Origin of the sequence: Tolypothrix sp. FACHB-123, assembly GCF_014697075.1 — a bacterium.
Lineage (GTDB): Bacteria > Cyanobacteriota > Cyanobacteriia > Cyanobacteriales > Nostocaceae > Aulosira.
Window position 1 is genome coordinate 156,426 of sequence record NZ_JACJRE010000003.1, and the last position, 25,363, is coordinate 181,788.

Annotated in this window: 34 protein-coding genes; 27 read left to right on the top strand and 7 right to left on the bottom strand. The window is 42.8% G+C overall.

Annotated features, from left to right (window positions below):
- Positions 1-5: 5 nt before the first annotated feature.
- Positions 6-1,058 (bottom strand): hemerythrin domain-containing protein, encoded by a 1,053-nt coding sequence (locus tag H6G41_RS03170; RefSeq protein ID WP_190743545.1) that lies wholly within the window; start codon positions 1,056-1,058, stop codon positions 6-8.
- Between the two features lie 392 nt (positions 1,059-1,450).
- Between H6G41_RS03170 and H6G41_RS03175 the strand changes: the two genes are divergently transcribed.
- The 3 genes from H6G41_RS03175 to H6G41_RS03185 all read left to right on the top strand — a co-directional run bounded on the left by H6G41_RS03175 (position 1,451) and on the right by H6G41_RS03185 (position 3,389).
- A complete protein-coding gene (locus H6G41_RS03175) occupies positions 1,451-2,197 on the top strand; it encodes a DUF2993 domain-containing protein (protein WP_190743547.1) in 747 nt (248 codons plus the stop codon).
- 25 nt (positions 2,198-2,222) lie between these two features.
- Positions 2,223-2,774, top strand: coding sequence for a DUF2231 domain-containing protein (locus H6G41_RS03180; protein WP_190743549.1), 552 nt, complete (start codon positions 2,223-2,225; stop codon positions 2,772-2,774).
- Between the two features lie 387 nt (positions 2,775-3,161).
- Complete coding sequence (locus tag H6G41_RS03185; protein WP_190743551.1) at positions 3,162-3,389, top strand: DUF167 domain-containing protein; 228 nt, start codon at positions 3,162-3,164, stop codon at positions 3,387-3,389.
- A gap of 89 nt (positions 3,390-3,478) precedes the next feature.
- On the opposite strand, the gene H6G41_RS03190 is transcribed toward H6G41_RS03185, so the two are convergent.
- Positions 3,479-4,090 carry a glutathione S-transferase family protein gene (locus H6G41_RS03190; protein ID WP_190743553.1) on the bottom strand — a complete coding sequence of 204 codons (612 nt, stop codon included), beginning with the start codon at positions 4,088-4,090 and terminating at the stop codon, positions 3,479-3,481.
- A gap of 204 nt (positions 4,091-4,294) precedes the next feature.
- Here H6G41_RS03190 and H6G41_RS03195 point away from each other — a divergent pair, with 204 nt between their 5' ends.
- The 5 genes from H6G41_RS03195 to gatB all read left to right on the top strand — a co-directional run bounded on the left by H6G41_RS03195 (position 4,295) and on the right by gatB (position 8,776).
- Positions 4,295-4,978 carry an SOS response-associated peptidase gene (locus tag H6G41_RS03195; protein WP_190743749.1) on the top strand — a complete coding sequence of 228 codons (684 nt, stop codon included), beginning with the start codon at positions 4,295-4,297 and terminating at the stop codon, positions 4,976-4,978.
- A 207-nt stretch (positions 4,979-5,185) separates the two neighbouring features.
- Positions 5,186-5,707, top strand: coding sequence for a photosystem I assembly protein Ycf3 (locus tag H6G41_RS03200; protein ID WP_190743555.1), 522 nt, complete (start codon positions 5,186-5,188; stop codon positions 5,705-5,707).
- A 111-nt stretch (positions 5,708-5,818) separates the two neighbouring features.
- Positions 5,819-6,109 (top strand): Asp-tRNA(Asn)/Glu-tRNA(Gln) amidotransferase subunit GatC, encoded by a 291-nt coding sequence (gene gatC, locus H6G41_RS03205; RefSeq protein WP_190743557.1) that lies wholly within the window; start codon positions 5,819-5,821, stop codon positions 6,107-6,109.
- A 107-nt stretch (positions 6,110-6,216) separates the two neighbouring features.
- Positions 6,217-7,185, top strand: coding sequence for a glutathione S-transferase family protein (locus H6G41_RS03210; RefSeq protein WP_190743558.1), 969 nt, complete (start codon positions 6,217-6,219; stop codon positions 7,183-7,185).
- A 115-nt stretch (positions 7,186-7,300) separates the two neighbouring features.
- Positions 7,301-8,776 carry an Asp-tRNA(Asn)/Glu-tRNA(Gln) amidotransferase subunit GatB gene (gene gatB, locus H6G41_RS03215; RefSeq protein ID WP_190743560.1) on the top strand — a complete coding sequence of 492 codons (1,476 nt, stop codon included), beginning with the start codon at positions 7,301-7,303 and terminating at the stop codon, positions 8,774-8,776.
- A 782-nt stretch (positions 8,777-9,558) separates the two neighbouring features.
- Here gatB and H6G41_RS03220 read toward each other — a convergent pair.
- The 4 genes from H6G41_RS03220 to H6G41_RS03235 form a co-directional block, all read right to left on the bottom strand.
- Complete coding sequence (locus H6G41_RS03220) at positions 9,559-10,431, bottom strand: MBL fold metallo-hydrolase (protein WP_190743562.1); 873 nt, start codon at positions 10,429-10,431, stop codon at positions 9,559-9,561.
- A gap of 227 nt (positions 10,432-10,658) precedes the next feature.
- Positions 10,659-11,309 (bottom strand): sigma-70 family RNA polymerase sigma factor, encoded by a 651-nt coding sequence (locus H6G41_RS03225; RefSeq protein WP_190743563.1) that lies wholly within the window; start codon positions 11,307-11,309, stop codon positions 10,659-10,661.
- 226 nt (positions 11,310-11,535) lie between these two features.
- Positions 11,536-12,915 (bottom strand): DUF2330 domain-containing protein, encoded by a 1,380-nt coding sequence (locus tag H6G41_RS03230; protein WP_190743565.1) that lies wholly within the window; start codon positions 12,913-12,915, stop codon positions 11,536-11,538.
- Between the two features lie 33 nt (positions 12,916-12,948).
- Positions 12,949-13,800 carry an RnfABCDGE type electron transport complex subunit D gene (locus H6G41_RS03235; protein WP_190743567.1) on the bottom strand — a complete coding sequence of 284 codons (852 nt, stop codon included), beginning with the start codon at positions 13,798-13,800 and terminating at the stop codon, positions 12,949-12,951.
- A gap of 198 nt (positions 13,801-13,998) precedes the next feature.
- Here H6G41_RS03235 and H6G41_RS03240 point away from each other — a divergent pair, with 198 nt between their 5' ends.
- On the top strand, positions 13,999-14,472 hold the full coding sequence (locus H6G41_RS03240) for a GNAT family N-acetyltransferase (protein WP_190743569.1): 474 nt from the start codon (positions 13,999-14,001) through the stop codon (positions 14,470-14,472).
- 137 nt (positions 14,473-14,609) lie between these two features.
- Here the strand turns inward: H6G41_RS03240 and H6G41_RS03245 are convergent, their stop codons facing one another.
- Complete coding sequence (locus H6G41_RS03245) at positions 14,610-15,086, bottom strand: NAD(P)H-quinone oxidoreductase subunit N (protein WP_190743571.1); 477 nt, start codon at positions 15,084-15,086, stop codon at positions 14,610-14,612.
- A 971-nt stretch (positions 15,087-16,057) separates the two neighbouring features.
- Between H6G41_RS03245 and rplC the strand changes: the two genes are divergently transcribed.
- The 18 genes from rplC (at position 16,058) to rplO (ending at position 25,350) form a co-directional block, all read left to right on the top strand.
- Positions 16,058-16,693 (top strand): 50S ribosomal protein L3, encoded by a 636-nt coding sequence (gene rplC / locus H6G41_RS03250; RefSeq protein WP_190743572.1) that lies wholly within the window; start codon positions 16,058-16,060, stop codon positions 16,691-16,693.
- 152 nt (positions 16,694-16,845) lie between these two features.
- Positions 16,846-17,478 carry a 50S ribosomal protein L4 gene (rplD, locus tag H6G41_RS03255; RefSeq protein ID WP_190743574.1) on the top strand — a complete coding sequence of 211 codons (633 nt, stop codon included), beginning with the start codon at positions 16,846-16,848 and terminating at the stop codon, positions 17,476-17,478.
- Positions 17,471-17,785, top strand: a complete 315-nt coding sequence (locus H6G41_RS03260) for a 50S ribosomal protein L23 (RefSeq protein WP_190743577.1) — start codon at positions 17,471-17,473, stop codon at positions 17,783-17,785. The genes rplD and H6G41_RS03260 overlap by 8 nt, the downstream gene beginning before the upstream one ends.
- Before the next feature lie 7 nt (positions 17,786-17,792).
- Positions 17,793-18,656, top strand: a complete 864-nt coding sequence (gene rplB / locus H6G41_RS03265) for a 50S ribosomal protein L2 (RefSeq protein WP_190743579.1) — start codon at positions 17,793-17,795, stop codon at positions 18,654-18,656.
- Positions 18,657-18,801: 145 nt separating this feature from the next.
- On the top strand, positions 18,802-19,080 hold the full coding sequence (gene rpsS, locus H6G41_RS03270) for a 30S ribosomal protein S19 (protein ID WP_045870370.1): 279 nt from the start codon (positions 18,802-18,804) through the stop codon (positions 19,078-19,080).
- Between the two features lie 49 nt (positions 19,081-19,129).
- Complete coding sequence (gene rplV, locus H6G41_RS03275) at positions 19,130-19,489, top strand: 50S ribosomal protein L22 (protein ID WP_190743581.1); 360 nt, start codon at positions 19,130-19,132, stop codon at positions 19,487-19,489.
- 74 nt (positions 19,490-19,563) lie between these two features.
- The gene (rpsC, locus tag H6G41_RS03280; protein ID WP_190743583.1) at positions 19,564-20,325 is read left to right on the top strand and encodes a 30S ribosomal protein S3; all 762 of its coding nucleotides are present in this window, start codon (positions 19,564-19,566) and stop codon (positions 20,323-20,325) included.
- A 151-nt stretch (positions 20,326-20,476) separates the two neighbouring features.
- Positions 20,477-20,902 carry a 50S ribosomal protein L16 gene (gene rplP, locus H6G41_RS03285; RefSeq protein ID WP_190743585.1) on the top strand — a complete coding sequence of 142 codons (426 nt, stop codon included), beginning with the start codon at positions 20,477-20,479 and terminating at the stop codon, positions 20,900-20,902.
- Positions 20,903-20,905: 3 nt separating this feature from the next.
- On the top strand, positions 20,906-21,133 hold the full coding sequence (gene rpmC / locus H6G41_RS03290; RefSeq protein ID WP_045870366.1) for a 50S ribosomal protein L29: 228 nt from the start codon (positions 20,906-20,908) through the stop codon (positions 21,131-21,133).
- Between the two features lie 6 nt (positions 21,134-21,139).
- A complete protein-coding gene (rpsQ, locus tag H6G41_RS03295; RefSeq protein WP_045870365.1) occupies positions 21,140-21,391 on the top strand; it encodes a 30S ribosomal protein S17 in 252 nt (83 codons plus the stop codon).
- A 41-nt stretch (positions 21,392-21,432) separates the two neighbouring features.
- Positions 21,433-21,801 carry a 50S ribosomal protein L14 gene (rplN, locus tag H6G41_RS03300; protein WP_015129713.1) on the top strand — a complete coding sequence of 123 codons (369 nt, stop codon included), beginning with the start codon at positions 21,433-21,435 and terminating at the stop codon, positions 21,799-21,801.
- Positions 21,801-22,151 (top strand): 50S ribosomal protein L24, encoded by a 351-nt coding sequence (gene rplX / locus H6G41_RS03305; RefSeq protein ID WP_242037789.1) that lies wholly within the window; start codon positions 21,801-21,803, stop codon positions 22,149-22,151. Before rplN ends, rplX begins: the two co-directional genes overlap by 1 nt.
- A 90-nt stretch (positions 22,152-22,241) precedes the next feature.
- Positions 22,242-22,790, top strand: coding sequence for a 50S ribosomal protein L5 (rplE, locus tag H6G41_RS03310; protein ID WP_190743587.1), 549 nt, complete (start codon positions 22,242-22,244; stop codon positions 22,788-22,790).
- A gap of 20 nt (positions 22,791-22,810) precedes the next feature.
- Entirely contained in the window at positions 22,811-23,212 is a 402-nt protein-coding gene (gene rpsH, locus H6G41_RS03315; RefSeq protein ID WP_167726716.1) for a 30S ribosomal protein S8, read from the top strand.
- 102 nt (positions 23,213-23,314) lie between these two features.
- Positions 23,315-23,863, top strand: a complete 549-nt coding sequence (gene rplF, locus H6G41_RS03320; protein ID WP_190743589.1) for a 50S ribosomal protein L6 — start codon at positions 23,315-23,317, stop codon at positions 23,861-23,863.
- A gap of 2 nt (positions 23,864-23,865) precedes the next feature.
- Complete coding sequence (gene rplR, locus H6G41_RS03325; protein ID WP_190539936.1) at positions 23,866-24,228, top strand: 50S ribosomal protein L18; 363 nt, start codon at positions 23,866-23,868, stop codon at positions 24,226-24,228.
- Between the two features lie 99 nt (positions 24,229-24,327).
- Complete coding sequence (gene rpsE / locus H6G41_RS03330; protein WP_096643310.1) at positions 24,328-24,855, top strand: 30S ribosomal protein S5; 528 nt, start codon at positions 24,328-24,330, stop codon at positions 24,853-24,855.
- A 48-nt stretch (positions 24,856-24,903) separates the two neighbouring features.
- Complete coding sequence (rplO, locus tag H6G41_RS03335) at positions 24,904-25,350, top strand: 50S ribosomal protein L15 (RefSeq protein ID WP_190743591.1); 447 nt, start codon at positions 24,904-24,906, stop codon at positions 25,348-25,350.
- Positions 25,351-25,363: the final 13 nt, after the last annotated feature.

The window sequence follows — 25,363 nt, forward strand, 5'->3', positions numbered from 1 at the left end:
ACCGATTACACATTGGCTTCGCTGACAACGCCAAGTCTTTCTTGAATTCTCTTCTTAGCAGCTTTGAAATCAGTAGCCCATTGCTCAGTTTGTTCGCTGCTCAAGTTATTGCGAATAGCTGCAAACATTGTGCTTTCTTCTTGACGGATATGATCGCCAACTGCATCCATCAGCTGTTTAACTCTATCCTTGAACTGCTGTGAAGAGGGACTAATACCCTGAATTTGTTCTAACATCCGCTTCATTTCGGCTTGTTCATCAAACAGTTCTTGGGTGTCATTCTGACCGTAGAAAGCACGCACTCTGGGATAAACAACTTCCTCTTCAGCTTCAGCGTGAGCTGTTAAATCCTTGTAAATTTGCCCGAAGTACTCTTGGATTTTTTGCGGATCGTTGCTTTGCAGCAGTTCAGTGAACAGAGTATTTACCTTGTTGTGATCCAAACGAATGACATCCTGGATATTCATATCCTTTTTATCACTACCTTGGGTAACTGCACTACCAACTACACCACTAACTGCGGCCAAAGCATCTTGAACTCTTGCCCAAATACCTTGGTCTGCTTCTTGTCCAGTGAGTTCGCGAACGCCCAAGATTTCCAGAATACCTTTGAGCTGCTCTTGGTGAGCGCGGTTTTCAAAGTTAATCGCATTCAAAGGCCCAATTGCCAACATCACGTCAGCACCAACTTTTTGCGCAGCCTTGTGAACAATCAAGCCACTCATGACTATTTGATGCTTCAGCAATTCATGCTGAGACACCTTCTCATACAAGCTGAGTTCGGAACCTTGGAACAATTGGCGAGCTCTATCAATAAATTGTTGGACTGTTTGTCTGGGTTTAGCTTGGATACCATACTGACCGATGACAGTTTCTAAAATACCCAAGTTTTTTTGATCGTCTTTGATGAAATCCCGGATGCGATCGGAAACTTCAGCATCAAGACCTTGCTGTAAAAGTTGTTGTTCATTATCTAGAACTAACTGTTGCAGAGCTTTTATATCTGCCAATTTAACAGCAATTGCATTACGTTTAGTATCATCTAAACTAACTACCATTCTTCAGTTCTCCTCAGGAAAGTATTATTATTTGTCACTAATATCAAGTTTGCATATTGCTGAGAATCCTTCCCTCTTTCTTTTGAGTGATTACCTGAGTAACTTCAGGTAGAAAACGCAAAAAAGTTACTCATAAATTAATACTTCTACTTTTAGATAGAGAGGAACTAAATTTTTAGTCCACCGCTAGATAGATAAATTTTTATTGCGGATTTTCTAGATTGTCTCACAGATGGTCAAATAATTTTGGCTTTTAAAGCCAGTGATTTGTGATTGATAGGAATTTTAGATTGTAGATTGAAATTAGGATTGCAAATAAGCAGTCTTAATTTTAATCAAAAAAACAATCCAAAATTTAAAATTGGCGAGGTCAAATAGGAGATTAATTAATAATGCCGGAAAGTCCTGGACTAGGAGAGCAAGCCCTAAATAAAGCAGCAGAAGTAGGTTTATCTAGTCAATTAGATGAAGTAGAAAATTTAGATGTTAACATCAAAACTGATCCGCTCAAATTGGTTCAGGGACAGGTAGATTCAGTCTCCATTGAAGGAGAAGGTATGGTGATGCAAAAAGACCTCCGAGTGGAGGAAATGGATATGCAAATCCAAAGCGTCGCCATTAATCCTTTGAGTGTTGCATTTGGCAAAATTGAACTGACAAAGCCGACTGTTGGCAGTGCGAGAGTTGTGTTAACTGAAGCCGATATTAACCGTGCCTTTAATTCTGATTATGTTCGTTTTCAACTACAAAATCAGCAAATCCAAGTTAATGGTAAAGCGACAAAAATTAACCCCAAAAAAGTAGATTTTCGCCTACCTGGTGAGGGAAAAGTTGCCATTAATGCCAACATTATTCTAGGAGAACCCGGTGAAAATCACCAAGTTGCTTTTGAAGCAGTACCCCGTATTAGTGGAAATGGAAAAACTGTTTCTTTAGAAAATGTTGAATATGGTCAAGGTGAGGAAATATCGCCAGAACTCACAAAAGCTTTGGTCAATCAAACCAGTGAACTTCTGAATTTAAGCAACTTTGACTTGGAAGGAATGACCTTACAAGTTAAGAGTTTAAATGTAGAACCAGGCAAACTAATTCTTCAAGCTCAAGCTTATGTTGAGCAAATCCCTTCCACTGAGAAGTAAAGTTGTAAAGTAAGGTAATACAAGAATGGAAACTACAGAGAATACACAAACAACCTCGACACCATTTCCGAATATTCCCCCAATTATTGAAAGTGACGATCGCGAATATAATGATAGCGGCGTACCCAGTACAGTTGCGATCGCCGGTCATCCCCTCCACCCTTTAACTGTGATTTTCCCCATCGCCTTTTTAGCTGCTGCGTTGGGAAGCGACTTTGGCTATTGGTTAACCAAAGATTTCTTCTGGGCTAGGGCTTCGATGTGGTTAATTGGCTTAGGATTAGCCGGAGGTGCGATCGCCGCCTTAACCGGACTCAGCGACTTTACGAAAATTGAACGAGTCCGCAAGCGTCAAGCTGGCTGGGCGCATTTGATTCTTAACGTCTCTATCCTCGTCTTAACACTCGTCAACTTTCTCATCCGTCTAGGTAATGTTGAATCACGTATCTTACCTTGGGGACTTGTCATCTCACTAGTTGTGGGTACTTTAACTAGTATTTCTGGCTGGTTTGGAGCCGAACTCTCCTATCGCCATAAAATCGGTGTAGTAGGCGCTGGTAGTAAAAGATATCCGTAATAAGCATTTGCATGTTTGTATTTAAATACACTCAATATTGTGAGCAATGCCCACCTTAACTTGGTTTGATGAAACCTAAAATCAGCCGAAAAAATCCGCCCCTGTCATCAGCAATTAATATTTATCGTCTGATTTCTGCCCATCATACTTGCGATGGGCTTTTTTTCAATATACAAACTATGCAAGTATTACAAAATCACAAATTTTTCTCTGTATTTAATGTTTCGTGCCATTACGTATATACACACCCCTGATAACTTTGATATCTCTCAATATGGGAACTAATCGACGGTACATGAACAGGTAAATGCTTAATTGCTATTACCTACTATCAGTTGAGTTATGCTGTAGGTTAGTTATGCCTAAATTACTTCAAAATCATCAACAATGCAGAAAAAAGTTAAAGTAAAACCTAATTCTAAACAGCAAAAGATTGAAGAGCAAACCGACGGTAGTCTAAATGTAAATTTAAAATCCCCACCAGTAGATGGCAAAGCTAATGAAGAGTTAATTAAACTACTAGCAGAAAAATTTAATGTACCTAAATCTCATATCAGGATAAAACTTGGTGCGACTTCTCGACAAAAGGTGGTAGAAATTGACACTAATATTTAATATTAACTTCATTAACTATTAGTTAGTTAACAGCTATCAGGGTAAAGCTGATAACTATTAACTAATAACTTTTGGTAATAATCATGCGGTCATTCTTGGTTAATACTTATATATCCTGATTGAGATTTGACCCGTTCTATCCAAGCTTGAATAGCCGAAAATTCTGTCAAATCAAATCCACCTTCATCCGCAACATGGGTATAAGCAAACAAAGCAATATCAGCAATAGTATACCGCTCTCCGACAAAAAATGTATGCGAGCTTAAGTGTTTTTCCATCACTTTTAATGCAGCATAACCTGGTTCGCGTCTTTGTTTGATAGCTTCTTGATACTCTTGGGACTTACCTAAAATAGAGATTAAAAATCTCGATGTCGCAATAAAAGGTTCGTGGCTAGATTGTTCAAAAAATAACCATTGCATTACTTGTGCTCTCAGAAATCTGTCATAAGGTAGAAACTCTGTACCTTCACTTAAATATACCAATATGGCATTTGATTCTGCTAAGTATTTCCCAGGTTCAATCTCCAAAAGGGGAATTTTACCGTGAGAATTTTTACTCAAAAATTCGGGTGTTCGAGTCTCGCCTTTGGTTATATCAACTTCTATTCTCTCAAATGGCATTCCCATTTGTGTCAATAGAAGACGTATCTTGTAGCCATTACCTGAAGGTAAAAAATCGTACAGCCGTAATATTTCCATGCCAAAAATATAATAGGGAATATGTGCAGAATGGGGGGTTCAAAATACAATATCTTACCAAATGATTTTCCAAAAACCGGATATTTTCTGATTTATATTCAGTATCTGACTGAGAAGTAGAATTATCTGAAGAAATAAAAAAAATATTAATTATTTATCATTATTTTAGATGTTTGATTTTAATCTGTGGTCACAAATAAAAATATGTGTGGAAGATTCACCTTAACCCAGACAGCAGCAGCCTTAGCTCAAGCTTTTGATTTAGAAGCAGTTCCCAACTTGGCGGCGCAATATAATATTGCACCTACACAAATGGTGGCAACGGTTGTCCAAAAATCTGAAAGTGACAAGCGCCAATTTCAACAGTTACGTTGGGGGTTAATCCCCTCATGGGCGAAAGACCCAGGAATAGGTGCAAAACTGATTAATGCTAGAGCAGAAACTGCGGCAGAAAAACCTTCTTTCCGTTCAGCTTTTAAGCATAGACGCTGCTTAGTTTTGGCTGATGGCTTTTATGAATGGCATCAAAAACAGGGCAAAAAGCAACCATTTTATTTTCGATTTGAAAATGGTCAGCCATTTGCCTTTGCTGGATTGTGGGAGAAATGGCAATCTCCTTCAGGAGAGGAAATAACCTCTTGTACAATTTTGACCACAGCTGCCAATGAAGTGCTGCAACCAATTCACGACCGGATGCCAGTGATTTTGGCGCAGGAGGATTACAATCTGTGGTTAGATCCCCAACAGCAAAAGCCGGAAGTTTTACAGCCGCTGTTGCGTGCTTATCCAGCAGCAGCCATGACGAGCTATCCAGTTAGCACTTTGGTAAACAAACCTCAGCATAATACCCCAGAGTGCATTCTGCCAATCAGCGACAACAATGCCTGATAAATCAGTAGAATTAAGTATTAACTATAGCGATATAGCGATCGCTAATTTACCAAATCCATATAATTTGCGGCTCTCCCCTTTCATCCGTTTGACTAAAGAGGGACAATAAGGAAGTTCCGCCTACGCCCACAAAATAACCACGGTTAAACAAACTCCCCTTTGGGCATCTTTTAAGCCAATAGCTGCAACCCCACAGAGGCAAATATGCCAAGAACCCAGAAAAACGATAACTTTATTGACAAATCTTTTACAGTCATGGCAGATATCATTCTCAAGATCCTGCCAACCAACAAAAAAGCTAAAGAAGCGTTTGTTTATTACCGCGATGGCATGTCAGCCCAGGCAGAAGGCGAATACGCTGAAGCCTTAGAATATTACCAAGAAGCCCTGACACTAGAGGAAGATCCTAACGATCGCGGCTATATCCTCTACAATATGGGATTAATCTATGCCAGTAATGGCGACCATGACAAAGCTTTAGAACTGTACCACCAGGCAATTGAATTAAACCCCCGTTTACCCCAAGCTTTAAACAACATCGCCGTGATTTATCACTACAAAGGCGAAAAACTCAAAGAAGCCGGGGATCATGACGGTGGTGAAGCTATGTTTGACCAAGCCGCCGATTACTGGGTCAGAGCAATTCGCATGGCTCCCAATAACTATATTGAAGCCCAAAACTGGTTAAAAACCACTGGCAGAATGCAAATTGACGTATTCTTTTAGCTAATTAGTCAGTGGTCAGTTGTCAGCGATGCACTGAAGCTCTGCCGAAGTGTTGTTAGTTGTAAATTGATTACTGACCATTGACTACTGACCACTAACTACTAACAAACAATGATTGACCGCGAACTAGTCCATAAAGTAGCCCTGCTTGCTCGTTTAGAATTACAACCAGAAGAAGAAGAACAATTCACCACTCAACTAGGAAGTATTCTCGATTACATTGAGCAATTAAATGAACTAGATGTAAGTGATGTTCAGCCCACAACCAGGGCGATAGATGTCAGCAATGTCACCCGCAAAGATGAATTACAACCCTATCCTGACCGTGAAGCCATCCTCCAAGGTGCGCCGGAACAGGAAGGAGAGTTTTTCAAAGTGCCAAAAATTCTCAATGCTGAATAGTTAATAGTCTGCCCCTTTGGGGAATGCAAAATTCAAAATTCAAAATTAATTACCCTACAGATTAATCAATGACAACTGAAAACTGACAACTAACCAAGGAGATAATTATGGGTTTGGGAATCCTCAAAGATGGAAAGTGGATATCAGAACGGGATCAAGAAGATTCTCAAGGGAGATTTATTCGTCCCTCGACCACCTTTCGCCATAAGATTACAGCTGATGGCTCTAGTGGATTTAAAGCTGAACCTGGACGCTATCATCTGTATATTTCCTGGGCTTGTCCTTGGGCTTGTCGGACTGCAATTATGCGTCAGTTAAAAGGGCTGACAGATGTTATTGGATTATCAGTAGTTGGGGCAGAAATTGACCAAAATAGTTGGGAATTTAGCGATGAACCGGGCGCAATTCCCGATAAAGTTAACGGTACTCAATATCTTTGGCAAATTTATCTCAAAGCTGATTCTCACTACAGTGGACGGGTGACCGTCCCCGTTTTATGGGATATTCAACAACAGACAATTGTGAATAATGAATCCCGCGAAATTATTCGGATGTTGGATACAGAATTTAATGATTTTGCGAAAGCAGATGTTAATTTCTATCCCACCGAATTACAACAAGTAGTTGACGAAACAATTGACGCAATTTACAAACCCATTAATAACGGTGTTTATCGAGCAGGATTTGCTACGAGTCAATCGGCTTATGATGAAGCTGTCACAGAATTATTTGCTGCACTAGATCATTGGGAACAAGTTTTAGATCAACAACGCTATCTCTGCGGTAATCAAATTACTGAAGCAGATTGGTGTATGTTTACTACCTTGTTTCGCTTCGATCCTGTTTATTACGTCCATTTCAAATGCAATATCCGGCGAATTGTTGAGTATCCTAATCTGTGGAATTATCTCAAAGAACTTTACCAAGTGCCGGGTGTCAAAGAAACTTGTAATTTAGACCATATCAAACGGCATTATTATCGCAGTCATCCTAAGGTAAACCCCACAAGGATTGTACCAAAAGGGCCGTTGATTGATTTTGACGCGCCCCATAACCGCGATCGCATATCCATCTAGTCGGCAATCCCTATCTCACAAACTCAGCAATCAACACTAATTAAAACTGCAACGCAACTTCTAGGGCAGCTACAATAGTACCCTTAAGGAAGGATTATGCCCGATTTTTGATTTTATGACTTCTGCTACAACTGTAAAAACTGAATACGAAGCGATTATTGGTCTGGAAACCCATTGTCAGCTGAGTACAAATACCAAGATTTTTTCTACCAGTTCGACAGCATTCGGTGGTGACCCCAATACTAACATCGATCCAGTATGTATGGGTTTACCTGGAGTATTACCAGTTCTCAACGAAAAAGTACTCGAGTATGCCGTAAAAGCAGGTTTGGCACTCAATTGTCAAATCGCTAAATATAGCAAATTTGACCGTAAACAGTATTTTTATCCAGATTTACCTAAAAATTACCAAATATCACAATATGACTTACCAATCGCCGAACATGGTTGGTTAGAAATTGAATTGGTAGATGCTGATGGCAATCCTACACGCAAACGCATTGGAATTACCCGATTGCACATGGAAGAAGATGCAGGTAAATTAGTACACGCAGGTAGCGAAAGGCTTTCCGGCTCTAGTTATTCTCTGGTAGATTACAATCGCGCAGGTGTACCATTAGTTGAAATAGTTTCCGAACCAGATCTGCGTTCTGGACAAGAAGCTGCTGCTTATGCCCAAGAATTACGCCGCGTTTTACGCTATCTTGGTGTTAGCGATGGCAACATGCAAGAAGGATCTTTACGTTGCGATGTCAACATCTCCATTCGTCCCGTAGGACAAAAAGAATTTGGCACAAAAGTAGAAATTAAAAACATGAACTCATTCAACGCCATCCAAAAGGCGATTGAATATGAGATTGAACGCCAAATCGCAGCCACAGAAGCAGGCGATCGCATTATCCAAGAAACTCGACTCTGGGAAGAAGGTTCGCAACGTACAATTAGTATGCGGACAAAAGAAGGTTCTAGCGATTACCGCTATTTCCCCGAACCTGATTTAGCACCTATAGAAGTTTCAACAGAACAATTAGAAAATTGGCGCAGCGAACTTCCCGAACTCCCCGCACAAAAACGCCATCGTTACGAAAGTGAATTAGGGCTTTCTGCCTACGATACTGGAGTTTTGACAGAAGATAAGCCTGTTGCTAACTATTTTGAAGCCGCGATCGCAGCTGGCGCAAGTCCCAAAGCAGCTGCTAACTGGATTACCCAAGATATTGCAGCTTACCTCAACAAGCAAAAACTCACCATCAGCGAAATCGGTTTAACTCCCCAAAATTTAGCTGATGTGATTGTACGCATTGAACAAGGTAAAATCAGTAACGCCCAAGCCAAGCAAAAGTTACCAGATTTGCTCAAAGGCGTGTCTCCTGAAAAAGCTTTCGCCGGACAAGAACTCATCAGCGATCCTGCTATTTTAGAACCAATCGTCGATGAAGTCATCGCCGCCAATCCCAAAGAACTCGAAAAATATCGCAACGGTAACACCAACCTCAAAGGCTTCTTTGTTGGACAAGTCCTGAAAAAAACCGAAAAACGCGCCGATCCCAAGCTGACAAATGAATTGGTAGAAAAGAAACTCAATTCTTAACCCCGATTTCATCCATGATTTTTCACTCATCCCTTGGTTAACCACTAGGGGATTTTTACTTTATAGATAATTTACCAAAATCAAGTGCAAAGATGGGTTATACCCCTCAATCCCAAAGTGCTATACTCTGTTAATTGAATACACCATGATGGTCTGGAAAGCTTTTTCAATAGCTCTTCTTTTTCTTAACTCCAGCAACTTAGACAAAAATATCCCGAATTTTTTAATAGGGGGTCTTGCCCCTCAGGGCAAACATGCTATAATCTGATACATAGATGCACCCTGATGATCTGGAGAGCTGCCCAAGTAGCTCTCTCTTTTTTAAAGCTTTCATAAAACTTCATCATATCTTTGCACAAACATCACGGAATGATGGGTATTGACCCTCATGCGTAAAATGATATGATCTGCTAAGTAGATGCACCCTGATGATTTGGAGAGCTGCCTGAGTAGCTCTCTTTTTTATTTGCAATACAACCGCAAAATAAGATTAATCATTTTTTTCATATTTTCTGATTAAGGGGTCTTGCCCCTCACTGCAAATGTGCTATAATCTGATATATAGATGCACCCTGATGATCTGGAGAGCTGCCCAAGTGGCTCTCCTTTTTCAATTTTTATCCAGAGATTAATATTTTTATAGTCAGAACTTTAGCCCTCTCTCTTCAAGCAAGCTTTGTTCTAACTACATCGGTAAGGTAAAGCCAGGACGGCTTTATATATCTCATCAATCATTAATTGTAGACTCGATAACACCACCCTAGTAATTGAAGGCAAGATATTCAAACAGCTTTCATCCATTCAATACACTTTTCCATCTGTTGGTGCATGGTATCAGCATCAGCATGAAATCTCCGTCCATGACCTGGTAGTACCCACTCAAATGAGTAATTAGCTAACTTAGTCATTGATTTAATCTGTTCTGTCCAGGAATACCAACAGAAATTGCGAAACGCAACCAATTGTTGTAAGTCTTTTGACCAAGCAAGATGGTCGCCAGTAAAGAGAAACTTATTTTTATAAAGCAGAACAGTATGACCTGGGGAATGACCGGGAACTGGGATAATTAATACATCCGTAGTCAAAGCAAATTGTTCCAAACCAGTCAGTTGTATTTCTACATTGCGAGTACCCGCAGCAATATCATCAAGATGAAGAATACGTTGACACTGAAAATGTTCAGCAAACTTTTGATGATCTGCAATATCATCTCTGTGGGTTAAATACATATAAGCAATTCCCCCCATCTCCTCTAAACGCTGGACTAAAGGCGCTGTAAACCTGGGAGAATCAACTAAAATATTACCTTCTGGATGTTGAATAAAATAGCTAGCAGCAGCGTAAGATTTTTCTGAATGATAGCCACAATGATAAACATTTTCTGCTACTGATATTGGCAGATTTTCTTGTGCAATTTTGATATCTTCCGGTTTTTCAACTGTACCAATAGAATTAGTCGGACAAGATAAAAGTGCTTGTAGTGCGGCTAATCTTTCAGTGGAATTTTTTGGTTGCTGATAAACTGCTGACTGTTCGTGAATACTACGAAATACCTCAGGAGCCATCCAGCGACAAGTATCACAATCTATACAAGTATTATCTACATAAAAATCGCCGTTAACATTTTCCGGGCGACGAAGTTTTAAATTCGCCATATTAAAATCCTTTTCGCCTAGCTAACTAATTGCTGAGAATGAGCAACCTATATCACCACGCTAGCAAAATTAAACGCAGATTATAGAAGTCCTTAGAGGTAGATTTATTGCTCAAATAGAGACATATTTTGATACAGTTAGCAGCAAAGTATTGTCTTTTGGTAATGGCACAAAATTAGGTATTTCATAGAGAAATAAAAATCAGCGATTGCCTACCTTTAATTAACTTATAAATAACCTTCAAACTCAGCAAATTTACGTAATTTAGGTAAACATTGACGTTGATAAAAGCTGCTTAAAGTCGGGATAGGTAACCCAAATTCCTCAGATAATTCCTTCCAACTAGCTTCAGGAGGTAGGCGTTTCAAAATTAATATCTGACAATTGACATCAGGACGACCTTTCACATAAGTATCCCGCAGTTCTCCAGTAGTATCTGCGTCTACCCACATCCTGACATTTTCTAAAATTGGCGGTGCTTCAGGGGTAGCAGCTAGGTTTTCTACAGGATCAATTATCTCACTGCGATCGCCAGAACCAGACTGGAGTACTCTTAAGGGAAGCTTAATGATTTGTTCTCGTTTGTGGTTGAGATAAAAGTCTTGTAATCGGCGTTTTAAATATGCGTTTAACCAAGTTACAACACTTCCATAAGTAGGATCGTAAGCTTGTCCTGTGTTAGCTTCACAAATGTTACGACAAAAATATAACCAAGTTTGTTGGAGTGCGTCTTGATAATAGGAAGTAGTTTCCTTCCAGAGTTTGTTTGCAGTCAGGCGAATGATTTGGGTGAGCAACTTCTGACGCTGTAGGCTTCCGGGTGGATTTTTACAGGCTTGGGCAACTAATTCGCGTAGCTGTTCATCAAATTCAAGCATACCAATCTGGGTTTAAAAAGCAAGAATAGCACAGTATGGCGTATAACAATGTACTAAAGAATTACCCTTTGTCGTGATATTAATTTTGATGGTTCATAAGGGAAATGAGGATTTTAATAAATACTTAGAGGAAAGACGTAGAGAGTTTGTTAGATAAACTTTCCCCACGTCTTGCAAAAGCGTTGAAATTATGTGGACTCTGTTAAATTAGTTGACTGTTATATATCTATAAACCCAACCAAGAAAAGAATTGTTCCCACCAAGAATTTGTAATGTCGCCAACAGTCAACTTCATCTTGCGACGAATGTCTTGAATATTCCAGTTGGTTAGCTTGGCTAAAGTTTGGGCTTCTTGTTCAAAGCGTTTAGGTAAAGACTGTCTATATTCTCTTCCTGCGGGACATTTGATCTCACCTAAAAACGGATGTTGTAAAATGTAACGTCCCTGGAAAGATTCGCGATTGGAAGTTTCTTGAAACATCGGATCTTCAGGAAACTTATTGCGGGTATAGCGAATATGCAAGCGACTGATGAAAACATTACTGTTAAAAACAGGAGGACGGACACCACGACGAGGTGCGGGAACTCCATTACCAGAATCGCCATCTAACCAAAATACACCAGCTTGCTTGAGTTCTTCTCGCGATAAAGGTTCAGCAGAACAAGGATCGCAACTGCTCATATCCCAGGCGTATTCTAAGAAAGCAACTTTGCGGTCTTCTTTGTTATAAGCTGTTTGGAACATGGACTTATAAAATTCGCCAAATTCCTCTTTGACATACAGGGGAATATTAGCATCAGAAGGGATTTTTACTGTGCGGTAATTGGTAGTTTCTGTTTGTCCTTTGGGCGATAGGATATACACTATTACATCCTGCTCACTAACAGCGTTAACCATACCTAAGCGGATGGGTAACATGAATCTTGGCGATTTATAAGAAATTTGTAGCGGGCGCAGAAACTGATAGCCAGAATCTTCAAATTTATCGAGGTTGACTTTAGCAACAAAGAATTTCATCGCCGAACGGATATAAGGCTTGAGTAAATCTTTCGCACCTTTAGGAATTTTGTAACCATTTTGATGCAGCCAGGTTTCCAATCCGCCCGATTCTTTAGCGCTGAGAATTACAATGTCATATTCGCCAACATTGAAACGCGCCTCGACAGTGACCCCCAAATTGTCAGTACCCCCTCTCCTACCAGCTTCTTGACTTCTGGCTGCTGGTGCAGGTACCGCTTGAGGTTTGTCATACTCATAAAGTTGGGCGCAGGGATCTGAGTCGAAATACTCTACCAAACGCGGTGCGCTAAAAGCATCAAGACGTTCAATAATCTTGGGTTCAGCAACGCGAACTTGCTCTTTTTGCAAGACAGTTGGTACAGGGACAACGATCGCAAAATCTTTGACTTCGCCTTGAAAATCGTTAGCCATTGTCAGCACAGTGCGATCGCCATCTCGCGCAATTACTACTTGAGAAGCTTTGTTATATAATTTGGCATCAGCTTTAGACACATAAAATCCGCAAAATGCCCATGCTGTAGGCGCAAAGCACAGCACAGCTACCAACGCCATCACTATGGGGATGAAGAATTTTAAAGGTTTCATTTTATTTCTCGATTTTGTTCAAGGAATTAGGGGCTAGGGACTAGGGACTAGAGGCTGGGGGCTAGAATCGGCAGAACTTTCAAGGGTGATGTTATTTTCTTTACTTAGCCAGGAATATTCTGGAGCGGAGAAAAAGGCATCGAATAGAATTGTTAATGGGGCTAGAATAAAAAGTGCCCAGAAAACTGCGCTGGAAATAAAGAAGTAATTCCGCAGTATAAAAGTGAAGATAGCAATGCAGACTGCCCACAATATACGTCCGATTCTGGCATTAGGAATTGACCGAGGATCGGTGACCATAAATAGGGCAAATAACAGCAAAGATCCACTCATCAACCGATGCAAATAAACATCCCAAGTCCACCCCAGCCAGAAATTACGAATCGCCTCTAGCATGGCGTAGGAACCCAAAAAGGCGGCTGTAGTGTCCCAACGACCAACGCGCTGCAAAATCATCCCCCCAGTCCCCACAAATAACAGCCCATACCACCAGTCCTCACCCCACTGTCCGGGAGAAACCCAAGCGTCAGAGGTGAGTAATAAGGCGGTAATAATGCCAAAGTTCGCCGGATTGAAGAAATGTTTATTTCCGACTTGAAAGAGAAACTTACTTGCGATCGCACTTGCTGCGGCTAAAGCCATTGTTGTCCAATGATCCGCCCGCAACAGTAAGCTGAGTCCTAATGAAGTAATTAGGGCGCTACGAAGATTCAGCTTGTGTTCTTGGCTAATTACCGACGAAAAAATCCATTGGGTTAATAGACAAGTGGCGATCGCTACTCCAATCAACTCCGGACGCAGCGTCCAGTCTCTTGTACCGATTCCCAAAACTAGGAACAACGACAAAAACAGAATTTGATAATCTCGGATATCATTTAACACCATTACCCGTTTACTCCGGGATTACTCGCAGATTTTTCCTCAATCTAGACGGTGAAATGGGTAAATAATGGCGTTGTTACAGTTTTTGTTACAAATTCGATTCTTCAAGGGAGGAAATCGGCTAAGAACTTTATACAAATTAATCTTGCGTATCCATTCGCTACAATTCAAACATCATCATCCATCCCAACCCAGAAGCTGATGCAAATCCGCAGTGCGACACCAACCGATGTCCCTAACGTTTTACCTATGGTTGCAAAGATTTGTGCTTTGCATGATGCTTGGGACTCTGCGAAATATGGATTTCTGCCCAATCCAGAACAGCGTTATCAAAACTGGTTGGGGCGTTTAGCAAATAGTGATACCAGCGTCTTTCTAGTAACTGAAGATGAAGAGAATTTGGTAGCGTTTTTAGTAGCGACAGTTGAACGCGAAATCCCAATTTATCGGTTACAAGAATATGCCTTTATTCATGATATTTGGGTTGAGCCAGAATATCGCCAAAAAGGAGTAGCAAAACAAATGGTGATGCAAGCTGTGGAAAGCTTCGAGCAAATGGGGGTGAAGCAAATCAGATTAGACACCGCAGCCATCAACGAAGCTGCACGCAAATTATTTGCATCTTGTGGTTTTCGCATCAGCATTATAGAAATGCTGATGGAATTGAATCAATAGTCAGTTGTCAGTTGTCAGTCGTCAGTTGTTAATCAGGCATAGGCAATAGTCCAAAGTCCACAGTCAATAGTTAACTTCCAGAGTAATTAACCTTGACCAATACCCAATGCCCAATGCCCAATGCCCAATGCCCATTACTAACCAGCCAAAAGCGTTTTTTCCAGAGGTGTCCAACGAAAAGCGCGATCGCCTCCTCTTTCAATTACCACCTTGACTTTTGGTTCTAAGCGTGGTAAAGCAGTGAGGTAATCAAGTTCCTGATTGGAAAGAATATGCCCCTCAATAATCCACAACACCAGCCCTTTAGACTTTGGTGGTAACTGTTCTAGATGGGAACCAATCAGAGGTGGCAAATAGTATACATTCCCTACTGCCGCACCACTACCAGTACTTTTTTTACCCAAATGAGGTGGTCTGACTCCATGAACTCCGGTGAGATAGGCAGCCAAATCCCCTAGCCCCTTAGCAGTAATATGGAGCGTTTCGTAGCCGGTTGCTCGCAGTCGGCGGCGATACCGACCTTCATAACCCCCTTCTGGAGGTACATAAACACCAAGAGAACCAACTTTTTCTAGTTCGCGAATAAAAGCGTTGCCAGTGGTAAGTAGTGCCATAGATATTTCGTTCTATCTCACTTTAGATATCTCTATTATTTATCGTGAACCGCTCAATTAGGTTCAACAATTAATTTATGATCTAGATTAGGTTTGCTTGCTGTCAATCCATCCGGCAATATCGCTTCATCACCAATTTGCTCCCTCTAGACAGCACCAGCAAAAGAAAAAAGAGAAAAGATCATTATTCCTATTCTCGTCTTCCCCATGCCCAATGCCCAGTGCCCAAAAATTTTATAGACAAATCTAAATAAATCATTTATATTGTTAGATTGTGACCAAATACGCAAATTAGGCTGCCCTCTTATTGGCATTCTAAGCTAGTGTGAGCATCAAGGGTTAATGACTTGATTCCAAATTTGGAAAAAGCTAGCGTAGAGCGATCGGAGACTGGTAAACTAAAAAAGCTTTCGGGTCAAATATAGAACTTATGGCTGGAAGATTCAAGCCAACCCTAAGTTCCAGACTACATTCACTCCTGTAGTCCTGAAAAAGTAGGCAAAACCTTGAACAATAGTTTAAGGTATTTTAGTCGGAGTAGAAACTAAGCAGTAGTGTTGGTTTGGTCGCATTACATCAGCCTTAGTTAACGGATACTGGGTGGCAAGAAGCTGCTTAAGTCCAACTACAGCACGGCTGTCGCTAAATGTCGGCAAGCCCGGTTTTAGCGCCTGCCTCCAGAAAGTGCCTAAGCAATTGCTTGGATGAAAGCATTGCTGCACAAAGTGCAAAGCCCTCAAGCCTTGCCTTGATTCCAGAAGTTAACCCTTCTTTTTAAGAAGGCGCTTATGGCTGTTCTGGTGAACTGGTGAGTGAAAGTAAACGGATTCACCAAACAGTAAGGACATAGTTTTTTGTGTCCCGGAAAAATTGGAGCCTTCAACACGGCTCTAAATTTATCGGTGGACAAAAAGCCTGTCTTTTAGAGTCCGATGCCAAGGTTAGCAAGTAGATAAGGAGAACCAGTTACTGTGTCTGTAGGTATTCTCGGCACCAAGCTGGGCATGACCCAAATATTTGACGAAGCAGGAGTAGCAATTCCTGTTACTGTCGTCCAAGCGGGCCCATGCACTGTTACCCAAGTAAAAACAAAACAAACTGATGGTTATGCTGCCATTCAAGTTGGTTTTGGTGAAGTTAAACCCAAGGCGCTGAACAAACCGCTGTTAGGGCACTTAGCAAAATCATCTGCCCCAGCTTTGCGTCATTTGAACGAGTATCACACAGATACTGCCAGCGATTATGCTTTAGGTCAAGAAATTAAAGCAGATATTTTTAGTGCAGGTCAAATTGTAGATGTAATCGGTACAAGTATCGGTCGCGGTTTTGCAGGCAACCAAAAGCGCAACAACTTTGGTCGCGGGCCCATGTCACATGGTTCCAAAAACCATAGAGCACCCGGTTCCATTGGTGCTGGTACCACCCCAGGTCGTGTTTATCCCGGAAAACGGATGGCAGGACGTTTAGGTGGTAGCCGCGTCACAATCCGCAAATTGACTGTAGTACGAGTCGATGTAGAGCGCAATTTACTGCTAATCAAGGGAGCTATTCCCGGTAAACCAGGTGCGCTGGTAAGTATCGTACCTGCCAAGAAAGTTGGTAAGTAGTCAAGAGTCATTTAGTTGTTAGTCATTAGTCATTAGTCATTGGCTAAAGACAAGTGAGCAAAGACAAATGACAAAAGACAAATGACAAGGCGCAAAGTCGGAGCGCCGGTTTCCGGCGATCAGAACTTTGTAAGAGAGGACAAGTGACAAACATGGTTGAGACTAAAGTAAAAAATTGGCAAGGAGAACAAGTCGGAGAGACTTCGTTTGATTTGCGGGTTGCCAAAGAAGAAACAGCGGCCCATATTGTCCACAGAGCCTTGGTAAGACAACAGACCAATGCTCGGCAAGGAACCGCTAGTACAAAAACCCGCTCTGAAGTTAGAGGTGGTGGCCGCAAACCTTGGCGGCAAAAAGGTACAGGTCGTGCCCGTGCCGGGTCAATTCGTTCACCCCTGTGGCGTGGCGGTGGTGTAATCTTTGGCCCCAAACCCAGAGATTATGAATTAAAAATGAACCGCAAAGAGCGGCGTCTAGCACTGCGCACAGCATTTGTGAGCCGTGTGGACGATTTGATTGTAGTAGAAGAATTTAGCGAACAGCTATCCCGCCCCAAAACGAAAGAATTAGTAGCAGCACTAGCGCGTTGGGGAGCTGCACCAGAAGATAAGACACTATTAATTTTGTCTGACATTGCGGAAAACGTGAATTTATCCGCCCGCAACGTCGAAAATTTAAAGCTAATTGCAGCAGATCAGTTAAACGTTTTCGATTTACTGCACGCTGACAAAATTGTCGTTACAGCATCAGCCCTTGCAAAAATTCAGGAGGTCTACAGTGCCTAACTTCGACCCCCGCAACCTAGCTGACTTAATTCGTCGCCCCATTGTTACAGAAAAGGCGACAATCCTGATGGAGTTAAACAAATATACATTTGAAGTCACTCCCAAGGCTACCAAACCAGAAATTAAAGCTGCGATCGAAGACTTATTTCAGGTCAAGGTTGTCAAAGTCAATACTTCTAACCCACCCAGAAAAAAGAAGCGCGTGGGTAAATTTATTGGTTACAAGCCCCAATATAAAAAAGCGGTTGTTACTATCGCATCTGGGGATGTAGAGAAGGTTAGACAAGTTCTATTCCCAGAGGTCTAAAACAAAGATGGGTACTCGTTCTTATCGCCCCTATACCCCTAGTACTCGCCAAGTTACAATCTCTGACTTTGCGGAAATCACCAAAACCGAGCCAGAAAAATCCCTGACTAAGTACGTGCATCGTGCTAAAGGACGGAACAACCTAGGCCGGATTACCAGCCGTCGTCGGGGTGGCGGACATAAAAGGCTTTATCGGATTATCGACTTTAAAAGAGATAAACGAAATATTGCTGCTACAGTTACAGCAATTGAATACGATCCCAACCGCAACGCGCGGATTGCCTTGGTGCAATATGAAGATGGGGAAAAGCGGTACATTCTTCAGCCCAACGGCTTAAAAGTTGGCACTAAAATTATTGCTGGACCCGAATCTCCTATTGAAGATGGGAACGCTTTACCCCTAGCGAATATTCCCTTGGGTACCAGCGTACATAATGTCGAAATGACACCTGGTAAAGGTGGTCAAATTGTGCGTGCGGCTGGTGCTACAGCCCAAGTTGTCGCCAAAGAAGGCAATTACGTTACCCTCAAGCTACCTTCTGGAGAAGTTCGCTTAATTCGCCGCGAATGCTACGCCACTATTGGACAAGTAGGTAACACCGACGCCAGAAACTTAAGTGCAGGTAAAGCTGGACGCAATCGCTGGAAAGGACGCCGTCCCAAAGTTAGAGGTAGCGTCATGAACCCAGTAGACCATCCCCACGGTGGTGGTGAAGGTAGAGCGCCGATTGGGAGATCTGGGCCTGTTACTCCTTGGGGTAAACCTACTTTGGGTGCAAAAACACGCAAACCCAAGAAAGCTAGCAGTAAATTCATTGTGCGCCGTCGCCGTAAATCTTCTAAACGCGGACGCGGTGGGCGTGAATCCTAGAATTTTAGATTTTAGATTTTGGATTTTCGATTGGGTTTAACTAATGAGCATTCAAAACTTTCAAAGCTTGATTTAAGATACCTAGTCATCCAAAATCCGAGATTCACGCATCCAAAATCCGAAATCCTAAAACCAAAATAGCACTATGGGTCGTTCTCTAAAAAAAGGTCCTTTCGTAGCCGATCACTTGCTCAGCAAAATTGAAAAGCTGAACGCCAAAAACGAAAAACAAGTTATTAAAACTTGGTCGAGAGCATCGACAATTTTACCCCTGATGGTAGGTCATACCATAGCCGTCCATAACGGACGCCAACATGTTCCTGTGTTTGTCAATGAGCAAATGGTGGGACACAAGTTGGGAGAATTTGCCCCTACACGTACCTACAGGGGTCATGGCAAAAGTGACAAAAAATCAGGGAGATAGTTAAGAGTCCCAAGTAATCAAACTTGACTCTTGACAAAAGGAAAAAAATATGGCTACTGATACTACTGAAGTCAAAGCGATCGCTCGTTTCATCCGCATTTCTCCCTTTAAAGTGCGTCGTGTGCTCGATCAAATTCGGGGCAAATCGTACCGAGAAGCGCTGATTATCCTGGAATTTATGCCCTATCGCGCCTGCGATCCTATTTTAAAGGTTCTCAGAAGTGCTGCCGCTAATGCCGAGCATAATGCTGGTTTAGATCGCGCTCAGCTAATAATCACCCAGGCATACGCCGACCAAGGCCCAGTACTCAAACGATTCCAACCCAGAGCGCAGGGTCGAGCTTACCAAATTCGCAAGCCAACGTGTCATATCACTGTAGCTGTAGGCGCTGGCGCTGCTGCTGATTAAGACCCCACCCTTAAGGGCGGGGTCTAATAGACACGAAAAATTGCGTAAAGTAAGAAATTTTAGAGGAAGCATTTGTGGGACAAAAGATTCATCCAGTTGGTTTTCGGCTGGGTATTACACAAGAACACCAATCTCGCTGGTTTGCCGTTCCTGACAAATATCCAGAACTGCTCCAAGAAGACCACAAACTCCGTCAATATATAGAACAAAAGCTGGGTAGACTGGCGCAAAACAACGCTGGCATCTCAGAAGTCCGGATTGAGCGCAAAGCCGACCAAATCGACTTAGAAGTCCGCACAGCTAGACCTGGTGTAGTTGTCGGTCGTGGTGGTCAAGGTATCGAATCCTTACGTACCGGACTCCAAGAACTGTTGGGTAGCAATCGCCAAATTCGCATCAACGTAGTCGAAGTTCAAAGAGTCGATGCTGATGCTTACTTGATTGCCGAATATATCGCTCAACAATTGGAACGCCGCGTATCTTTCCGTCGCGTAGTCCGCCAAGCTATTCAACGTGCCCAACGTGCTGGCGTGCAAGGTATTAAAGTCCAAGTTAGCGGTCGGCTAAACGGTGCAGAAATTGCCCGTACAGAATGGACTCGTGAAGGTAGAGTACCCTTACATACCTTAAGGGCTGACATTGATTACTCTTACTGCACAGCCAAAACCGTTTATGGGATTCTGGGCATTAAAGTGTGGGTCTTTAAGGGCGAAATCATCCCTGGACAAGAAGAAACACAGCCCACACCCACAACTCGTGAACGTGAACGCGAACCTCGTCGCCGTCAACAACAACGCCGTCGCCAACAATTTGAAGACCGCTCAAATGAAGGATAGTCAATGGTCAGTAGTCAATAGTCAGTAGTGAGAAACAGCTGACACCTGACACTGGCAACTGACAACTGACAACTGACCTTTCAGGTTCGTCAGTTGCTCATGGGGGACACCCCCAAGACCGCACTGACTCACAACTGACAACTAACAAACCATGTTAAGTCCTAGAAGAACTAAATTCCGCAAACAACAACGCGGACGGATGGAGGGTCTAGCCCACCGTGGTAGTACCCTGAACTTTGGCGATTTTGCACTCCAAGCTCAAGAACCAGCTTGGATTACCTCAAGGCAAATCGAGGCTTCCCGTCGAGCCATGACCCGTTACATTCGTCGGGGTGGACAAATTTGGATTCGGATTTTCCCTGATAAACCTGTAACCATGCGTCCTGCGGAAACCCGGATGGGTTCTGGTAAAGGTAACCCAGAATTTTGGGTAGCTGTAGTTAAGCCAGGGCGGATTTTGTTTGAAATCGCTGGTGTTTCTGAAGAAATCGCCCGCGAAGCCATGCGCTTGGCTGCATACAAGCTGCCAATTAAAACCAAATTTATTGTCCGCCCCCAAATAGAGGAGCAGGAGTAGGTTATGCCTCTTCCCAAGATTTCAGAAGCTAGAGAATTAACTGACGAGAAACTGGCTGAGGAAATTGTTGCTGTTAAAAGACAACTATTTCAATTGCGCTTGCAAAAAGCGACCAGACAATTAGACAAGCCCCATCAGTTTAAACATGCCCGACATCGCCTAGCACAACTGCTAACGGTTGAAGGAGAACGCAAACGGGCAGCAAGTCAACAGTCTCAAGAACAAAAGTAGGAGATTATGGCAGTCAAAGAACGAGTTGGCTTGGTAGTGAGCGATAAAATGCAAAAAACGGTAGTAGTAGCCGTAGAAAACCGCGCTCCTCACCCCAAGTACGGCAAAATTGTAGTTCAAACCCGGCGCTATAAAGCTCATGATGAGGACAATCAGTGCAAAGTGGGCGATCGCGTTCGCATTCAGGAAACTAGACCCCTGAGTAAAACCAAGCGCTGGCAAGTCACAGAAATTCTCAACGCCAAAGCTACAACTTAATAGTTGTTATCAAATTAACAACTTAACAAGGGAGACAAATTGTGATTCAACCCCAGACTTACCTGAATGTCGCAGATAATAGTGGTGCCCGGAAGCTAATGTGCATCCGCGTATTAGGCGCTGGCAACCGTCGTTATGGTGGCGTGGGTGATAAAATTATTGCCGTTGTCAAAGATGCTCAACCCAACATGGCTGTGAAAAAGTCAGATGTGGTCGAGGCAGTAATTGTCCGCACTCGCAAAAGTATAAACAGAGATAGCGGTATGAGCATTCGCTTTGATGATAATGCCGCAGTGATCATCAACAAAGATGGTAACCCCAGAGGCACACGGGTATTTGGCCCGGTAGCACGGGAACTGCGCGATAAAAACTTCACCAAAATCGTTTCATTGGCTCCGGAGGTGCTGTAATGGTAAAACAGCCACAACCCAAGGTGTTTCATAAAATGCACGTCAAAACTGGTGATACTGTACAAGTGATTGCCGGTAAGGACAAAGGAAAAGTTGGTGAAGTGATCAAAGCACTGCCTCAACTGAGTAAAGTTATTGTCAAAGGCGTCAATATTAAAACTAAGCACGTAAAGCCTCAGCAAGAGGGCGAATCAGGAAGAATAGTTACCCAAGAATTCCCGATTCACAGCTCCAATGTGATGCTTTACTCGACTAAGCAAAATGTCGCCAGTCGCGTGTGCTACACCTTCACTGCTGAAGGTAAAAAAGTGCGGAAGCTCAAGAAAACTGGCGAGATTTTAGATAAATAATCATCCGCCAAGGGACGATTTTAGGGTAAAAACTAAAATCTAAACTTCGAGGTTCCCTGACCAAGCCCAGGGATAAACAGGAAAAAAACTATGGCGACAACAAGACTTAAAACCTTATACCAAGAGACAATCGTTCCCAAACTGACCAATCAGTTTCAGTATACTAACGTTCATCAAGTACCAAAGTTGGTGAAAGTTACTGTAAACCGAGGTTTAGGGGAAGCGGCTCAGAATGCAAAAGCATTAGAAGCGTCTCTCAATGAAATTGCAGTGATTACTGGTCAAAAACCAGTAGTAACCAGAGCGAAAAAAGCGATCGCGGGCTTCAAAATTCGTCAAGGTATGCCTGTTGGTATCATGGTCACCTTGAGAGGCGAGAGAATGTATGCCTTCCTTGACCGACTGATTAGTCTGTCCCTACCTAGAATTAGAGATTTTCGCGGCGTTAGCCCCAAAAGCTTTGATGGCCGTGGTAACTACACTTTAGGTGTTAGAGAACAGCTAATTTTTCCAGAAGTCGAGTACGACAGCATCGATCAAATCCGTGGTCTAGATATTTCCATCATTACCACAGCGAAAAACGACGAAGAAGGTCGCGCCCTACTGAAAGAATTGGGTATGCCTTTTCGCGATCAATAAGTTCATCTAAAGAGGGAACGATGGCGGCTAACGACACAATTGCAGATATGCTGACGCGCATCCGCAATGCCAATTTGGCGAGGCATCAAACTACACTAGTGCCTGCGACAAAACTCACCCGTAGTATTGCGAAAGTACTACGAGATGAAGGCTTTATTGCTGAATTTGAAGAATCAGGCGAAGGCGTAAAACGTAACTTGGTGATTTCCCTGAAATATAAGGGTAAAAATCGTCAACCACTAATTACTGCCCTCAAGCGCGTAAGTAAGCCTGGTTTGCGCGTTTACTCTAATCGCAAAGATTTACCCAGAGTACTCGGTGGTATCGGCATTGCCATTATTTCAACATCCAGTGGAATTATGACTGACCGCGAAGCGCGGCGTCAGAACCTGGGTGGCGAAGTACTGTGCTATGTCTGGTAATTAATAGTCAATAGTCAACAGTCAATAGTTAATGGTCAATCTTCATTGACAACTGACAACTGACAACTGACAACTGACAACTGACAAAGGACAAATAAAGTCATGTCTCGTATTGGTAAACGTCCAATTACTATTCCCGCCAAAGTGCAAGTGGCGATTGATGGCACAAAAGTTGTCGTCAAAGGGCCCAAAGGAGAACTTTCTCGTGAGTTACCCACTCAAGTGACAGTCTCTCAAGAAGGCGAAACATTACTGGTGAACCGTCGGGATGATTCTCGTACCGCCAGACAAATGCACGGTTTGAGCCGTACCTTAGTAGCCAACATGGTTGAGGGCGTGTCTGTTGGTTTTCAGCGCCGTTTAGAAATCCAAGGTGTGGGTTACCGGGCCCAAGTCCAAGGTCGTAACCTAGTTTTAAACATGGGTTACAGCCATCAGGTACAAATTGAACCACCCGATGGTATTCAATTTGCTGTGGAAGGTACAACTAACGTCATAGTCAGTGGCTATGACAAAGAAATCGTAGGCAACACAGCAGCGAAAATTCGTGCCGTTCGTAAACCAGAACCTTATAAAGGTAAGGGTATTCGCTACGCCGGTGAAGTGGTCAGACGTAAAGCTGGTAAGACTGGTAAGAGTGGTAAGAAGTAAACATGAAACTTACTCGTAGAGAATCAAAAACACGTCGCCATAGACGTATTCGTGGTAAAGTTCAAGGCTCTCCAGAACGTCCACGCCTAGCTGTGTTTCGCTCCAACGAGCACATTTACGCTCAAGTAATTGATGATACTCAGCATCATACTTTGGTTTCAGCTTCAACTGTAGAACCAGGCTTGAAATCGAGTTTAGCCTCAGGTGCTAACCGCGATGCATCAGTCCAAGTTGGCAAACTTATAGCAGCGCGATCGCTAGAAAAAGGCATCACCAAAGTCGTCTTCGATCGCGGTGGTAACCTCTACCACGGTCGCATCCAAGCCCTGGCTGATGCAGCTCGTGAAGCTGGTTTAGATTTCTAAAGTCATTTGTCGCAGTCATTAGTCATTTGTTCAACAACAACTGACAACTGACAACTGACAACTGACAACTGACAATTGACTAACAGAGAGCATTTAATTATGGCAACTGGTCGTCGTAAAGCAAACCGCGCAAAAAAAGAAGAAACCAACTGGCAAGAGCGAGTCATTCAAATCCGCCGGGTGAGTAAAGTCGTCAAAGGTGGTAAAAAACTCAGCTTCCGCGCGATCGTCGTCGTCGGTAACGAACGCGGTCAAGTTGGTGTTGGTGTAGGCAAAGCCTCAGATGTAATTGGCGCGGTGAAAAAAGGCGTAGCCGACGGTAAAAAGCATCTCATTGACATCCCCATTACCAAATCTAATTCTATTCCCCATCCCATTGATGGTGTGGGTGGTGGAGCTAAGGTAATTATGCGCCCAGCCGCACCCGGTACTGGGGTAATTGCTGGTGGTGCTGTGCGGACTGTATTGGAATTAGCCGGAGTGCGTAACGTCTTAGCTAAGCAACTCGGCTCTAACAATCCACTCAACAATGCCAGAGCCGCAGTCAACGCCTTATCTACACTGCGTACCTTAAATGAAGTCGCTGAAGACCGGGGTGTTCCTATTGAAAATCTCTACATTGTTTAGTAGAGCGAATTTTTCAGAGTATTTGTGTAAAAAATTACTATTTACATCATGAGACTCAACGATGTTAAGCCTCAAAAAGGCTCAAAAAAACGCCGTAAGCGTGTAGGTAGAGGTATTTCTGCCGGACAAGGTGCCAGTGCTGGTTTAGGGATGCGGGGTCAAAAATCCCGTTCTGGTAGCGGTACTCGCCCAGGTTTTGAAGGTGGTCAGCAGCCATTGTACCGCCGCTTACCCAAGTTGAAAGGTTTTCCCCAAGTTAATCGGAAAATTTACACTACGATTAATGTAGATAAGCTAGCTTCTCTGCCTGCCAATACAGAAGTAACTTTGGAATCCTTAAAAGCAGCAGGTATCCTGACTGCTGTCAAAGGCCCATTGAAAATTTTGGGTAATGGCGAACTGAGCGTTCCGCTCACAGTCAAAGCAGCGGCTTTCACGGGCCAAGCTCGTAGCAAAATTGAGGCAGCTGGAGGAAGTTGCGAAGTTACAGAGTGAAGCCCAATAGCGC